This window comes from Phycisphaerae bacterium, assembly GCA_019636475.1.
Taxonomy (GTDB): Bacteria; Planctomycetota; Phycisphaerae; order UBA1845; family UTPLA1; genus JADJRI01.
In genome coordinates, this window is the sequence record JAHBXN010000003.1 from 150,117 (window position 1) to 165,891 (window position 15,775).

At 58.1% G+C, this 15,775-nt stretch carries 12 protein-coding genes; 7 read left to right on the top strand and 5 right to left on the bottom strand.

Annotated features, from left to right (window positions below):
• Nucleotides 1-154 precede the first annotated feature (154 nt).
• Nucleotides 155-3,073, top strand: a complete 2,919-nt coding sequence (locus KF841_06170) for a S8 family serine peptidase (GenBank protein ID MBX3394935.1) — start codon at nt 155-157, stop codon at nt 3,071-3,073.
• A 64-nt stretch (nt 3,074-3,137) separates the two neighbouring features.
• On the opposite strand, the gene KF841_06175 is transcribed toward KF841_06170, so the two are convergent.
• A complete protein-coding gene (locus KF841_06175; GenBank protein MBX3394936.1) occupies nt 3,138-4,217 on the bottom strand; it encodes a PD40 domain-containing protein in 1,080 nt (359 codons plus the stop codon).
• A 321-nt stretch (nt 4,218-4,538) separates the two neighbouring features.
• On the opposite strand from KF841_06175, the gene KF841_06180 reads away from it, so the two are divergent.
• From KF841_06180 to dxs, 6 genes are all read left to right on the top strand, one after another.
• On the top strand, nt 4,539-5,366 hold the full coding sequence (locus KF841_06180; GenBank protein MBX3394937.1) for a TIGR00282 family metallophosphoesterase: 828 nt from the start codon (nt 4,539-4,541) through the stop codon (nt 5,364-5,366).
• A complete protein-coding gene (locus KF841_06185) occupies nt 5,363-5,944 on the top strand; it encodes a GNAT family N-acetyltransferase (GenBank protein ID MBX3394938.1) in 582 nt (193 codons plus the stop codon). Before KF841_06180 ends, KF841_06185 begins: the two co-directional genes overlap by 4 nt.
• Complete coding sequence (gene xseA, locus KF841_06190) at nt 5,941-7,569, top strand: exodeoxyribonuclease VII large subunit (GenBank protein ID MBX3394939.1); 1,629 nt, start codon at nt 5,941-5,943, stop codon at nt 7,567-7,569. The genes KF841_06185 and xseA overlap by 4 nt, the downstream gene beginning before the upstream one ends.
• 70 nt (nt 7,570-7,639) lie before the next feature.
• Entirely contained in the window at nt 7,640-7,924 is a 285-nt protein-coding gene (gene xseB, locus KF841_06195; GenBank protein MBX3394940.1) for an exodeoxyribonuclease VII small subunit, read from the top strand.
• Nucleotides 7,925-8,079: 155 nt separating this feature from the next.
• Nucleotides 8,080-8,973 (top strand): polyprenyl synthetase family protein, encoded by an 894-nt coding sequence (locus tag KF841_06200; GenBank protein ID MBX3394941.1) that lies wholly within the window; start codon nt 8,080-8,082, stop codon nt 8,971-8,973.
• A gap of 97 nt (nt 8,974-9,070) precedes the next feature.
• Complete coding sequence (dxs, locus tag KF841_06205; GenBank protein ID MBX3394942.1) at nt 9,071-11,011, top strand: 1-deoxy-D-xylulose-5-phosphate synthase; 1,941 nt, start codon at nt 9,071-9,073, stop codon at nt 11,009-11,011.
• A 144-nt stretch (nt 11,012-11,155) separates the two neighbouring features.
• On the opposite strand, the gene KF841_06210 is transcribed toward dxs, so the two are convergent.
• From KF841_06210 to murA, 4 genes are all read right to left on the bottom strand, one after another.
• Nucleotides 11,156-12,310, bottom strand: coding sequence for a TlpA family protein disulfide reductase (locus KF841_06210; protein MBX3394943.1), 1,155 nt, complete (start codon nt 12,308-12,310; stop codon nt 11,156-11,158).
• A 541-nt stretch (nt 12,311-12,851) separates the two neighbouring features.
• Nucleotides 12,852-13,688, bottom strand: coding sequence for a rhomboid family intramembrane serine protease (locus KF841_06215; protein ID MBX3394944.1), 837 nt, complete (start codon nt 13,686-13,688; stop codon nt 12,852-12,854).
• A 146-nt stretch (nt 13,689-13,834) separates the two neighbouring features.
• The gene (locus KF841_06220) at nt 13,835-14,341 is read right to left on the bottom strand and encodes a MogA/MoaB family molybdenum cofactor biosynthesis protein (GenBank protein MBX3394945.1); all 507 of its coding nucleotides are present in this window, start codon (nt 14,339-14,341) and stop codon (nt 13,835-13,837) included.
• A gap of 52 nt (nt 14,342-14,393) precedes the next feature.
• Nucleotides 14,394-15,662: a UDP-N-acetylglucosamine 1-carboxyvinyltransferase gene (gene murA, locus KF841_06225; GenBank protein MBX3394946.1), complete on the bottom strand. Its 1,269-nt coding sequence runs from the start codon at nt 15,660-15,662 to the stop codon at nt 14,394-14,396.
• Nucleotides 15,663-15,775: the final 113 nt, after the last annotated feature.

Below are 15,775 nucleotides of genomic sequence, written 5' to 3' on the forward strand. Positions count from 1 at the left end.
GCAGGCATCGGAGTTGCTTCGGGCGTCTGGATCCTCGACGCCTCGCGTGGACGACCGTCATCAATTGCGATATGTTTATTCAATCGTGCCGCATTTCACAGATGCGGCGATTCCGAATGAGCTGGTCTCCCAGGGGAAAGTCCGGAGCTGAACCATGCGACACATCAAGCATCATTCCGCCAAGAGCGGCCGCTCTTCCGGTGCGCGTCCGATGATCAGTCTTTTCGCGGCGGCGTTCTCGCTGGCGCTCTTTGTCGCGACCTACGCGCTCGCGGAGGTTCCGTGGACTCAGCTATCGCTCTCCACGTCCCGCGTGGGTGAGGTTCGCGCAGCCAACCCATCTCTGGATGGACGCGGCATTGTCATTGCTGTTCTGGACACCGGCGTGGACATGGATGTGCCGGGCCTGCAAACCACGACCACTGGGGAGATGAAGGTAGTCGACGTTCAGGACTTTACCACGGAAGGCGACGTCCAAATCGCCCGCGCGATTTGGAATGAGGCGGGAGACCGAATTGTCAGGCACGATTCGGAGGGCAGACCCGAGTTATATACCCCTCCCCTCGGATCGGATCGCCTGGCTGAAAAAAGCATCTGGTTCGGCACGCTCGAAGAGCGAATGTTCCGCAACTCTTCCGTACCTGACATCAACGACAATGGCAAAAAGGATGATGTCTTCGCCATCTGCGTTATCAGCCAGGACGATGGAGTCGATGATGACGCCATCTGTTATGTCGACGCAAACCTCAATCGCGACTTCTCCGACGACAAGCCGCTCAAGAACTACAGGCTCCAGTTCGACCGCTTCACATTTCCTCGCCAGAAGCCTGAGCAGCAGACTGAGCCCATGACGTGCGCAATCAATATCTTCATGAAGAAACGCATTGTCAGCATTCACTTCGACGATGGCGGTCATGGCACGCATGTCGCAGGAATTGCCGCCGGACATCAGATTCAAGGTCAGCCCGACTTTCACGGTGTGGCGCCGGGCGCGAAAGTGATCAGTTTGAAGCTGGGTCACAATAGTCTGGCGGGTGGTGCAACGACGACCGGCGCGAAAAAAGCGGCATTCGAATACGCCGCTAGATTCGCTCGGGAACACAATGTCACCGTCGTTTGCAATCTGAGCTACGGCATCGGGTCTATTCAGGAGGGGCATTCCGACATCGATCAGTTTCTCGATAAGCTCATGCTGCAGAATCCCAACCTGATCGTTTGCACCAGCGCCGGTAACAACGGCCCCGGCCTCTCGTCCATCGGCACACCAGCGGCCGCCACCGCGGCAATCAGCGTCGCCGCGCTGCTGGCAGTTGATACCGCGGCGGACGTTCGCGCGGAACACATAGAAGCGCCGCAGCTGACACAGTTCAGTTCACGCGGCGGCGAGCTCGACAAGCCTGACGTCGCGACGCCGGGGATGATGACATCAACGGTTCCACGATGGAACAAGCGTGGCGATTTCTGGCAAGGTACTAGCATGGCTTCGCCTTACGCCGCGGGCCTCTGTGCGTTGATTGCCCAGCATTTGCGAGACAACGGCATCACACCACGAGCGGACTGGGTAAAGCAGGCGCTGAAGGCGTCTTCCCAGCCGCTGACGGCCTTCACCACGCTCGACTACGGCGCGGGCGTGCCTTCGCTTCCTGTGGCAATCCAGAAAGCCCTCGCGATTGCAAAAGCTCGCGCAACGGACCCGCTGTATGATTTCGAAGTATCCACCGAAAGCCCGATGGCCGCAGGCGGCATTGCGCCGGCCGCATATTGGCGTGGCGGGTACTTTCCCATTGGACGCGACCAGGTTTTCACCATCAAACCAAGGTTCGTGCCCGTCGCGGATGCGACGATGATCACCGCCTTCTCTAAACGATTGACGCTCAAGAGTGACGCGCCGTGGTGCAAGATTGAGCAGGATCAGATTTACTTTCGTGCTGAGCAATCAGCCGAGGTGCGCGTCCGATACGACGAGAACGCACTGACGCAGCCCGGATTGCATGTCGCTACCATCACCGGATTTGACGGTGACTTTCCCTTGTTGCGGCTTGTCAACAGCGTGGTGACGCCCCATCGCGCGACGACCGATGGAAACTACACCATCAAGATTGAGAACCAGTCCGTGAAAGGCTGGGAGGTTCGGAGGCATTTCGTGGAAGTGCCGGTCGGCACCAGCGCCATGCACCTCAAGCTCACCTGCCCCACCGACGCGACGAGCACGTGCCAGACCTATTATCTCTTCCGGCCGGATGGTCGATCGATCCCGCCACGATATGCACTGAAGCTCGATTCGAGAAACGGCAGGCTGGAGTCGAAATTCACCGTCACTGACGAGTTGTCGCCCGGCGTCTGGGAAATTCCGATCACCAGCGAGCGCGCCGCTGAGACGTCTCCTTATGCGTTGGAGGTGCGATTTGACGGAATTTCCTCGCCGCACTGGACGACGGCCCGGTTCGCGTCAGATACAGGCAAGGCATCCGGAAAAATCGTCCTGACGAATCAGTTCAGCCGTCCCGCGATTGTCGATCTGCGAGGTTCGATTGATGGATGCCGCAAGCATGTCACCGAGTCTTTGACCCCCGACAAAGACACGGCGACCATCCCAATCACGTTGCCGGCCGGCTTCGCGTCGGTTCGCGTCAAGGTTCGGACGTCGGATGAGGATTTTCTGAAATTTACGGACTGCGCGATCAATATTTACGACGATTCGGGGAAGGCGATCGCTCAGGATGGCTTGTCGGAGCCGGAAGCCGTTGTGTCGGCCGGCAATCCGAGCCCATCCGCCGCGGCCGCGACGTGCAAGCTGGAAATTCGAGCGGCATTCACCCATGCGAATGCCGAAGACTCGGCGGAATTTCAGATCGACATTGATTGTCTCTATGCAGAATCGATTCCAGCCAACGCCAAGCGAGGGGATTCCACCGCGACAACACTCTACCCGGGAATCCCGACAACCATTACGTATGAAGTCAAGAACAAATCGCCAGCAAGCTCGGCCGGCATGAAGCGATTTGGATCCATCAAGGCAATCGAGAAGACATCGGGGCGACCAATTGCGGACGTCGAGATTCGCGAGGAGTAGTATCCGCCGCAGCCGATGACCTGCAATGGAACCAATTGCATTGAGATGTCGCCAAGCGCGGCCACTACTCGGGGCGTCTGAAGTCAGCCAGAAAGACCTGACTTTGCCCGTCGGCGGTGCGTTGACTGGTCCACATCATCCATTTTCCATCCGAGCTGATAACGGGCAAGCCGTCGAACCCCGGACTGTAGGTAATCCGGTTGAATCGACCGCTCTCGATATCCAGCATGTACACTTCATAGTTGTAGTGCCCGTGAACGCTCGTTGTGAACACGATGGAACGGCCGTCAGGCAGCCAGTACGGCGCCCAGTTCACCACGTCGCTGTCATGGGTGAGCTGCCGCTCGCCGGTACCGTCGGCATTGATTACGAACAGTTGTAGATGATCATTCTGTTTTCGATCGGCTCGAAAGATCACCCGCTTTCCGTCTGGCGAGAAAAAGGGGCCGCCGTCGTAGCCAGGTGAGTTCGTGAGCTGCCGCAAATTTGTCCCGTCAGCGTTCATGATGTAAAGATCCGGGTCTCCGTCGCGATCGCTGGTAAAGACGATTTGCGTGCCGTCCGGACTGAAGCTGCACTCAGCATCATAACCCAAGTCGCTCGTTAGCTGCCGCGGATCGGAACCATCGATATTCGCCTCGATGATGTCCATGCCGCCCGGCATGTCCCACTTGTAAGAACTCCCGGCGCGATGATAGGAGTTCGGATTCGAAACATGGGGATTCAAATACGAAGATCCATAAATGAGCTTGCGGCCGTCGGGTCTGAAATATCCGCAGGTGCAGGCGCCGCCGGGTGGGCTGATCCGAACAAGTGATTCACGCAGCGGCTTGCCGTCGGCATCAATCCGCAGCGTGAACATCTGATACTCGGTTTCACCGGCAGGAAACGCCTGAAAAATGATCATCCGCAGGTCCGGCGAGAAATAGGCTTCTCCCGATTTGGTCAGCCCCATCTCCGAAAATGTCAGTTGCCTGACATTCGAAAGATGGCGGGATTCATATTCTGGCCAGTCAGATCGAGTTGTCTCGTTGGGTGTGTCTTGTGCGGCCAGACGATATCCCGGCCCGCTGCAGCCGACGGGGATGGTCAACGCCACGATTGCAAGGGGCAGAAAACTTTGCGTGGATTGGGGAATGCGCATTTGTCAGATTTCCTCATGGATCAAGTAGTCTTCCCCCCACTATACACGGAAATAACCGGCGCTCCAGCGAGCACGCCGCAATACGATTCGTTTCGCCAGCCGGTCGGTGCCAAGCCGATTTGCACCTCTGCGACGCACCTGTCATGACGGCGCCTCACCGGAACGCGGCGGCGCGTGCAATCACGGGAATCAAGCCCGGAGCTTTGATTTCATCGTGTCGCGCTCGTATATTGCACGGGGCTGTCGGATCGAACGTGGCCCCTGTTGGGTGGCGGCAAATCAGCATTCTGCCGCCGGCTGGAAAGCGAAGCTCGGTTGAATATCACCATCCTCTGCATCGGCGATGTCGTCGGCCGCCCCGGCCGTTCAATGGTGGCCCGGGCCGTGCCCGTGCTTGTGAAGCAGCACGGCATCGACTGTGTGATCGCCAACGTCGAAAACGCGGCCAATGGGTCCGGCCTGACGGAATCGCTGTATGAAAAGTTTCTGAAATACGGCGTTCACTTGATGACGCTGGGCGATCATATTTATCGCAAGGCCGAGATCATGCCGGTCCTTCAGCGTTCCGATCGCATCGTCCGCCCCGCCAATTATCCGCCGGACTCGATCGGAAAGGAGGTCGCGATATTTCAAACGCCGACCGGCGCGCGCGTGGCAATTGTCTCCCTCATGGGCCGGCTGTTCATGAAGCCGCCATGCGACTGCCCGTTCAAAGCGGTCGATCGCGTGCTATCGCGATTGCCGAACGATGTAAAGATCGTTGCCGTGGACGTACATGCCGAGGCCACCAGTGAACATGTTGCGATGGGTTGGCACCTCAACGGCCGAACAAGCATCGTCTTCGGAACCCACACGCACGTTCAGACGGCCGACGAGCGAATTCTCGACCGAGGCACGGCCTACATCACTGATCTTGGCATGACAGGACCGTACGACAGCGTTCTGGGTCGCCGAAAGGATCGCGTGCTGCGATCCATGATCACGGGCCTCCCGACGCCGTTCGATGTCGCAACCGACGACTCCCGATTAAGCGGCATCCTCGTCAGGGTGGATGCCGAATCCGGTCGCGCCAGTCAAATCGAGCGCGTTCACATTCGCGAATCTGAACTGCCGGGCGGAATCGACGCGCACCATGATCAGGACGATTGAGCGATCGGCTTGCTTCGGCCGTGCCGCTTGACGCGGCGTTTGCGATTCCATTCGCATGCACGGGCTCGATCCATCATAATTTGAAAGCCATGTGGAAAATCGTCCCCTATTCTCAGGAGCATCGCGACGGCGTCGTCCATGTCGTTAAATCCGTATTCGATGAATACGGATTCACATGGGAAGCTGACGGCTATTGCCGCGACATCTACGATCCGCACCAGACCTACATCGAGCCAGGCGGCATGTTCTGGTGCGCGGTTGAGCAGTCGCCAAACGACAATCTCCCTCCGCGCGTGATCGGTTGCGCCGGCGTTTCATTCCACGATGGGTACTGTGAGCTACATCGCATGTATTTGCTCGCGACGTGTCGTGGGCGCGGCATCGGGCGTGCCTTGTTGAATACTTGCATCGAGCACGCCCGACGTTCCGGCAGCCGTGCGATCCGAGCATGGAGTGACGTCAAACTGGCCGATGCTCATCGCCTGTATCTCAGGGCGGGATTTGTACGAGACAATCAGCGGATCTGCGACGATCCGGACCAGAGTCCTGAATTCGGTTTCTGGAAGGAGCCACCGTGAAGCGCCGTTCAAGACCGGGTTCAACTCCTCCATCCGGAACGCCGCGACTTCCGTTCGATCCCGGCCGCGTACGCGGTCCGGACGCTGGTGACGTGCCGCCGCAGTTTTCGCCTCCTGAAGCAGGATCGGTTCCTCCACTGAGTGTTTCGCAGCTCACGCGAATGGTACAGGCGGCGATCTCGGCGGCTCTGCCCGGTGATCTCCGAGTCATTGGCGAAGTCTCAAATCTATCGCGGCCGGCAGGCGGACATCTGTACTTCACCCTGAAAGACTCAGCCAGCGAGATTCGATGCGTCATGTGGCGATCAGCCGCGCAGTCGATGAAATTCGACCTCTCCGAAGGGATCGAGGTTGTGGCGACCGGAAGCGTCGAAGTCTATGAGCCGCGTGGTCAGTATCAGCTCTATGTTCGGCATCTGACACCCGTCGGCGCCGGCGCGTTGGAACTCGCATTTCAGCAACTAAAGGCCAAACTCGCTCGCGAAGGCTTGTTTGACCCTGCCCGTAAACGAATGCTTCCAAAGCACCCCAGGAACATCGCGATCGTGACAAGCCCCACCGGTGCGGCGGTGCGCGACATGCTTCAGACCATCTCGCGACGATATCCGAAGGTGCACGTCTTTCTCTTTGGAGTTCGCGTTCAGGGCGAGGGTGCGGCCGACGAAATTGCCGATGCGATCCGGCGGATCAATCATTCACGCGCGGCGTTGGGCGATATCGACGCGATCATTGTCGGTCGCGGTGGCGGCTCCATCGAAGACCTCTGGGCCTTCAACGAGGAGGTCGTCGCACGAGCGATCCACTCCAGCAAGATACCGGTCGTCAGCGCGGTCGGCCACGAAGTCGATTTCACCATCGCTGATTTTGTCGCTGATGTGCGCGCTGCGACGCCAACTGCCGCCGCCGAGCTTGTTGTTCCGACACTCACTGGCGTCATCAGCGAGTTGGACTCGCTCGAACATCGGCTGCGACAATTGATGCTTCGCCGCGTCGAACGCATGAGAATGCGTCTTACACTAGTGGAAAAATCACCTTGGTTTCGTGATCCCATCTCCCAGGTGCGCCGGATGCACCAACGCCTTGACGATATTCAGGGACGCATGCGGATTAATGCCAACCGCGAATTGAATCGCTTTCGAAGTCGGCTGCACCTTCTTGAATCCCGGTTCGGCCGGTTGCGACCGGAAGCGCTGCTCGCGCGTCAACGCGAGATCTTCAGCCGTGCGGCACATCGGATAGCCAGGGCGATGGCGCAGGCGATCCGGCTTTGCGAGGCTCGCCTTCGCAAAGTCGAGTTGCGTCTGGCAACCGACTCGCCACAGCGTATTCTGATACGAGACCGAGGGAGGCTCGATTCAGTGGAAGCAATCCTCTGGCGCGCCGTTCGGCGACTTGTCGAGAACAGGCGGCTGGCGATCAGCACCATCGAGGCCCGATTTGAGGCGGCCGGACCGGAGCGTGTTTTGAAGCGCGGCTTTTCAATCACACGCCGAGCCAGTGATGGCAGGATCATTCTTGCCGTTTCCGACGTCGGGACAGGTGACCGAATCATCACCCGCGTGGCCGATGGCGAGTTGAACAGCCGAGTGATGGACAGCCGGCAGGGCGAGCTTTTCGACTCCTGACCTCAGCGCGAGTGCGTGCGTTTTGACCGTGCTGAATGGAACAGGTTCAGCACGGAAGGGAGAATATAGAATGTCCAAATCAAAATTCGATTTTGAAGCCGCTCTGAGCCGATCGGAGCAGATCGCAACCCAAATCGAACAAGGAAAGATCGGCCTGGAAGAATCGATACGCCAGTTCGAGGAAGGGATGCAACTGATTCGCCGATGCCGACAGGTGCTCAACGAGGCGGAATTGCGTATCCAATCGCTCGAAGCCGCTGGAGCCGATGAATCAGTCGCGACCCGGGACTATCCGATCGGCGGTCCGGCGAACACAGCCGCACCGGGCGATAATCCCACGATTGACGACACATAAATATCGTTGCTACAATAGGTTCCGAGTTCGTTCGACCTCTCCCGACGTTCGGAGCGTATCAGCTCTTTTGAAAGTTCTGCGCAACTGGGCAAGAACAACTTGAATCGACAGCAGTTCGCTAAAATCCTGAGTAGTCGCACGGCGGAGCCAATTTGATGCCCGCAATTGACGATCGCCTGCGGCCGGAATTGGCCGAAATTGCCGTTGCCGTAGAGCGCGGCATCCGCGAGAGATACTCTCGGCTTACCGATGCGCCGGATCGACTTAGAGAGGCGATGCTTTACAGCCTCATGGCCGGTGGAAAGCGGCTGCGTCCGGCCTTGGTGCTGTGGTCATGCGAATTGTGCGGCGGCCTGTTGCATGCGGCGATGCCCGCAGCGATTGCGATCGAGTCCGTTCATACATTCAGCCTGATTCATGACGATTTGCCACCGATTGACAATGACGATCTTCGACGCGGCTTACCGACCAATCACCGCGTTTTCGGTGAGGCGACGGCCATCCTCGCGGGCGATGCTCTCTTGGCTTGGGCGTTCGAATTGCTCGCAACAGAAGTTGAACCCGCGGATCGGTGCAAACGCATGATAGCTGAACTAGCCAATGCTGCCGGTGCCGCCGGCATGATCGGCGGTGAGGCCGACGATATCGATGGCGAATCCTTGCCATCGTCGCGAGCGCTCGTGCATCGAATCCATCGTGCAAAAACGGCGCGACTGATTCAATCGGCATGCCGACTTGGCGCAATGTCCGCGGATGACTCAGAAGCCAATCTGAATCGGCTGTCCGAATATGGTCTGAATCTGGGTCTCGCATTCCAGATCGCGGACGACCTGCTTGACGAAACCGGGTCAAGCGAGCTTGCCGGCAAACGTCTCGGTAAAGACTTGGCCGCCGGCAAGCAGACATACCCACGAGCAATCGGCCTCGAGGCTTCCCGGCAACTGGCTCAAGAGTCGGTCGAGCGAGCGATCGCTGCAATCCGTCCTTTCGGGACGAGGGCAGACCGCCTTATCGACCTTGCGAAATACGTCGTGGAACGGAGTTCATAGACGACGGGGGAACACGGATATGTCGGCTGATGTCGTCGCCCGGCCGCGAAGAAAGCGACGAATTAAACGACGCTTGAAAGGACAGGTAGTCCGAACGATGGACAAAATTCTTCCCAAAATCCACTCGCCTGCGGATCTGCGAGGTCTCTCAATTGCGCAGCTCAATCAACTCGCGACAGAGATTCGCGAGCGCATCATCGGAGTGGTCAGCCGCCAGGGCGGGCATCTCGCCAGTAACCTTGGCATCGCGGAACTGACGATCGCGCTGCACCGCGTCTTTGATTTCAAGCATGACTGCCTGTTGTGGGATGTCGGGCATCAGGCATATGTTCACAAAATTCTGACCGGCCGAAATGAGCGGTTCGATTCCATTCGTAAGTCCGGCGGACTCTCCGGTTTTCCGAACATCGAAGAGAGCGAGTACGACTTGTTCAACGTCGGTCATGCGGGCACGGCCGTTCCGACTGCCGTCGGCATGGCGCGTGGCGTCGCGGCTCTCGGCGAAAGTCGCCGAGTCGTCGCCGTCGTGGGCGATGCCAGCATTTTCAACGGCGTATCGTTCGAAGGTCTGAATCAGGCCGGTACACTCAAGCGTCAACTACTTGTCATCCTCAACGACAACTCGATGGGCATCGCGCCGACCCAGGGCGGCATGGCGGAGTACCTGGCGAAGTTCCGTGTGAGCCCGCTCTACGAGGAACTCAAGAAACGAGTGAAGAAGTATCTTCCTCAAATCCCGCTCGTCGGGAAGGCGACTTTCGAAGCTCTCGATCATCTCAAAGAGGGTTTCAAAGCGACTGTTTCGCCGCACCAGATTTTTGAGCAGTTGGGGTTTGTCTATGTCGGTCCGACGGACGGACACGATGTCGAGCACATGATAGAACTGCTCGACGGCCTCAAGGATGTGAACCATCCGGTGCTCCTCCATGTGCATACGGAAAAGGGCCGTGGCGCGGATTTCGCATTGGCCGAACCCACCAAATTCCACAGCCCCAAACCGTTCAAGGTGGAGGGCTGTCGCGTTGAGATTCAGTCCGGTGGTCGGAGCTTTACCGCTGCACTGGCGGACGCTGTGATCCAACTCGCGGGAGAAGACAGCCGCATTCATGCACTGACGGCCGCGATGCCGGACGGCACAGGCCTCAGCAAGTTCCAGCAGGTTTATCCGGATCGATACCTTGACGGCGGCATCGCGGAAAGCTGCACGGTTGACATCGCTGCCGGCATGTGCAAAGCCGGCCTACGGCCGGTCGTCGCCGTCTACTCCACATTTCTTCAACGCGCTTTTGACCAGATTTTTCAGGAGGTCGTCCTGCAAAGGCTGCCGGTGATTTTTGCCCTGGATCGTGCAGGCCTTGTCGGTGGTGATGGCCCGGTGCACCACGGATTCCTCGACATCGCCTACCTTCGCGGAATGCCCAACATGGTGCTGATGGCCCCCGCCGATGGCGACGAAGTACTCGAGAGTCTGAGGCTGGCGCTCAAGCTTAATGTCCCGGCAGCAACCCGGTATCCGCGTGACACCGTGCCCGAATCGCTCTACGGCGGAAACACACCACCCTTTGAATTGGGCCGATCAGTGGTCCTCCACGATGGCGTCGATGCCGTGATACTGGCGTATGGTTCCACCTGCAAAGCGGCGATCGACGCAGCGGAAATCCTCGCCTCAGACGGCGTCGGCGCACGCGTCGTCAATGCGCGGTTTGCCAAGCCGATTGATCGCGACATGGTGACCGATGCGTTGCATCGCGGCGTGCCCGTCTTCACGGTGGAAGAACACTCGGTCGCTGCGGGATTCGGAAGCTGCGTGCTCGAGGCGGCTCAACAGTTGGGTCTGGACGCATCCCATGTGAAGTTGCTGGGCATGCCGACGGATCGATTCGTCCCGCACGGATCTCGTGCAGATCAGCTTGCCCAGTGCGGAATTGATGCGACTGGAATCGCCGCATCAGTTCAGCGGGCACTTGGGCGGCCCGTCACCGCAACCGCCGCGCTTGCTGCTGCCCCCAATATCGAAAGCGTTCAATCCACGGTTTAGCACCGGCCGCTTGGGTCTGGGTGTAATAGCCGCGTTCCCACTGCATGAAATGGCCCGTTACCACGCCTCATTTTTCATCAGTCTTGCCGAATCCAATTAGGACCTCGGCGAGCCTCCTCGGCGCTGACCTGAAACAGCGGTAATTCACCGACTCTCCGCCGGCTGAGAGGATGGCGGCTCGGCAGGCTTCTCTTCGATTTGATGCAGTGATTTCACGGCCCTGTAGTATTCCAGAACATCACGATAGAGCTTCTGTTCATCGCCGTCATATCCCCGCTCCGGCCTTGTGACGATCATCAACGCCTTAGTTTGGTGAGCAGCAGCGGCGTCCACCATGCCGACCTCACATTCAATCTGGGCGAGCAGTGCCAGTATCTCGGCATCATCACTCTCGCTCAGCTCAACGGCCTTCCTTGCGCATCGCAGCATGACGGCCGGCCGGCGGTAATTCAGGTCCGTGCCGAGTTCGGTTCGGGCGATTTCCGCCAGCGCCGTGGGTGAATTGGCAAAGCGCGATTCCATCGACTGTCCGAAGGTGTCGGCCTCTGATTCCCGTCCAAATGCTCGCAAGAGCTGTCTCTTGATCAGCGAAGGTTGAACGTCCCCCGGACAAAGTTGAATCATCTTCTCGACAGTTGTGATCAGCTCACGCTCCGTGGCGGCACGCTTGTCCGCTTCCAGGCCACCCGCCTCCCAGCCTGCGTAGAGCGACTGAAGCGCCGGCAAGAGCTCGTCGTACTTCACCTGATTGGCTTCGGCGATCCGTGCGGCGGCGAGATCGAACGTCCCCGTCAGCGCGCCACGCACCGCGGATTCGAGTCCTTCATAATCAGCGGGGTGGCCGCTCCAGATCACACGCTTATCGCGATCAACCACAAAAGCATGTGGAATTCCATCGATGTCATCAATCCAGACCTTGCTTGTCTCACCGTTTGGATCCACGCCGACGTGATACGGCATCGCCGGAAACTTCTTAAGAAATGCCTGAACGTCTGCTTCCGCCTCGTCGCTGATGCTGAGGACGATCACGCCTTGTCTGCCGTACTTCTCGTGCAGCGTGGTCAATCGCGGCACGAGCTTTCGGCATGGCCCGCTCCAAGTTGCCCAGAATTCGACGACGAATACATGCCGTGCCGGTTCCTGACCACCGGGAATTGACTTCGGTGTTGCATTTAACCACCGGATGCCGTCCATTGCCGGTGCAACATCACCGATCTTCGGTGAGGCATCGACTCTTACGCCGGAAAAACACATCCCGAATAGAAAGGTCATGCTCGCAGAGACTTGCCTGAATCTCATGCGGTGCGGCTGAGATGCATACGAGCTTGAAGTCATGATTCCACCCGTCCTTGTCTCGACCATTCTACCAATGTGGTTTCGGACCATTCGCCATTCGCATTCGTCCCAACTCTCGGCCAACGCACACGTTGCCGGCCTTGGTCGGTGTCTGATCCCTGACAGGATCCAACTCCCTGGGAAGCCAGCCGCGATGACTGATTAGCTACGATGCAAGAATAGCCCTCGATCGCCAACAAGCCAAGACCGAGCGACGCGCCATGAAACCGACGGGATCGGATACTGACTTCGAATTGCCGCGAAGGCAGGGTCGATCTAGACTGTCGCACATTCGCTTGATTCAGAAAGGAAGCGGACACATGATTCGAACTCCAAACCGTCGGCGGCGCCGCAGGACTCGATATGCTGCCTTCGCTGTACTCACTGTAGGTACCTGCGCCCAATTTGGAATTGGCTGTATTCAAGCGGTGCTCGCGACGATCGGCGCAACTTTCTTTTGATGGCGTGCATCCGCACAGCTTGACGAAGCCTCGAAGCACACCTGTCAGAGCACAAAATCGGCATCATCCGCGCCTGCGTCTTCCGCGGGCACCAGCCGCGGATGATGTGGCCGCTTAGGCAAAACGGCAATCAATGCCATCCCGGCGGCGAATCCGCCGATATGCGCCCAGTATGCGACGTTCCCTTCACTGCCACGAAATGCCGGGAACAGGTTCTGCAGCAGAATGTAAAACCCAAGATACATGAACGCCGGAAGATTGAGCGTGACCGGGTAATAACCGATCGGCACGATTGCAAGAATCCTCGATCGTGGAAACAGCAGTAGATACGCGCCCATCACTCCGCTGATCGCACCACTCGCGCCCACCAGCGGCATGAGCGACGGCTCAAAAAATGTGTGCGCAAGATTGCCACACACGCCCGTCGCAAGATAAAAAATCAGGTACAGGGCAGGTCCTAGCCGATCCTCCACGTTGTTGCCGAAAACCCAGAGAAACAGCATGTTTCCAATGAGGTGCATCCAGCCCCCATGTAGAAACATACAGGTGACGATGTTGATCGTCGCGGGAATCGCCTCAGCCGCCTTGATTGCATCCACGTCTTTCTGAACAATCGGCTTGCCCGTTCGGAAGTCAATGGCGCTTCGTCCATACCGGTCGGTAATCGGCTTAACCGGTGGATATTGATTCATGGCGGCATCAAACTCCGACGACGAAAAAACGAGCTCGGCCGGTACGAATCCGTACTTCCAGATCAGAGGGTCATTCAGACCATGCGGAGCGCTGAGTTGCAGAATAAAGACCACGGTGTTGATGAGAATCAATCCGATGGTCATGTAGGGTACTGTCGAGGTGGGATTGTTGTCGCGAATTGGGAACATATGATAGCATTGGCCTGAGGCGGGAATCTATTGCGAACCATTCTAGTCCGCACAAGCCTGATCCGCTCGATGCGATTCGGCTGAATTCACCTAAGCCGGCAGTACGCGGACGCGCATGCGGTCAGAATGTGGCGTCGCGGTTTGGTCTATTCATGCTGACGGTTCGACCCCTGCTCCAACTGGCAATCCACCACCAGACGATTCAGCACCTTCAGGACATGGCAGATCGCCGGACCGAGCAGCGCCAGGCAGTCCAAAACGCCCTTGGGGCTGCCCGGCAGCATCACAACCAGCGTCCGGCCGATAATTCCCGCCCCACCGCGAGAAATGATCGCCAAGGGAGTCTTGCCATAAGTTCCGGTCCGCATGATCTCGCCGAAGCCTGGCAACCGTTTTTCAAAGAGTGGTTCTACAATGTCCGGCGTCACATCCCGCTCGCTGATCCCCGTACCGCCGGTCGTCACAATCAGCGCGACCCGGCCAATCCTTTCAAGAACGGCGCTGCGAATCAACTCGGCTTCATCAGGGACGATAACCCGCTCGATCACGGTCAACCCGAGGTTCGCGAGCGCCGAATCCGCGGCCGGTCCGCTGCGGTCCTCGGTAATGCCTTTCGAACGGGAATCAGAAATCGTCAGAACAGCGGCGTTCATACGCGACTCATGTGGCGAAGCTGCCGGCATTGATCAATACGCACGGATGCCATTACTCCGGCACGCGCTTGATCTCGGCGCCGAGTGCATTCAACCGCTGCTCGATTCGATCGTATCCGCGATCGATATGGTAGACGCGGGAGACCGTCGTCTTCCCCTTCGCGACCAGTCCGGCAACAACCAGCGCGGCCGACGCGCGAAGGTCGCTTGCCATGACCGGAGCGCCCACGAGTTGCTTCACACCCTCAACGATGACGGTCGGCCCCTCTTTTCGGAGAATCGCGCCCATGCGATTGAGTTCCGCCACGTGTACAAATCGGTCCGGGTAGATTTTTTCCGTGATGATGCTGTTCCCGTCGGCGAGACACAGAAGTGTCATCATCTGGGCCTGAATATCTGTCGGGAATCCCGGGTACGGCTGCGTGGTGATTTGTACGGGCTCCAATCGGCGGGCCGATGACACCTGCACGTATCCATCCGGCGAACGCTCCACATGCACCCCAATCGCCTTCAGTCGATCCACCACCGCAAGAAGATGATCCAATCGGCAATTGGTGAGACGAACATCGCCGTTGGTGATCGCCGCAGCCACCATGAAGGTTCCGGCCTCAATTCGGTCAGGAATCACCTGGTGCTCACAACCTTTTAACTCGTTGACGCCCTCAATTGTGATTCGTGGCGTGCCGTGCCCGCTGATTCTCGCGCCGCAGGCATTCAGATAATTCGCCAGATCGACCACCTCAGGCTCGCAGGCGGCGCATTCGATAACCGAAGTGCCGTCTGCCAGACAGGCGGCCATCATGACGTTTGCAGTACCCAGTACGGTCGATCCGAACGGGCCGCCAAGAAATATCTCAGCGCCCTTAAGCTTCTTGGCTCGGACATGGATATCGCCGCCGGTCAGCTCAACCGTCGCGCCCAGCGCTTCCAATCCTTGTAGGTGAAGGTTGATCGGGCGATAACCGATGTTGCATCCGCCGGGGAGACTGACCTGCGCGCGACCGCGCCTGGCCAGCAGAGGCCCCATCACGCAAACACTCGCACGCATTTGCCGCACAAGTTCGTACTCGGCGTGGCAATTCATCTCGTCTTCGACTTTGAGATTGATGTTCCCGTTGTCGTGGTGAAACACCCGAACACCGAGTTTCTCGAGCAAGTAGGACAACGAACGGATGTCCGTCAGGTCAGGAACACCCTTGAGCACCGTCTCCCCTTCCGTCAGGATCGACGCGGCCATGATGGGCAGCGCGGCATTCTTCGAGCCGCTGATGGGTACGGTTCCTTTCAGTCGCTTTCCGCCGCTGATGACGAAACAATCCACGATCAATACCCCCGTGCAAAAAAGGGTGACATCCTTGTCCGACTCCAGTCATATCGACCGGAATGCCGCGCGATTATAAGACCAGAAACCCAAATCTCCAATCCACCCCCAGT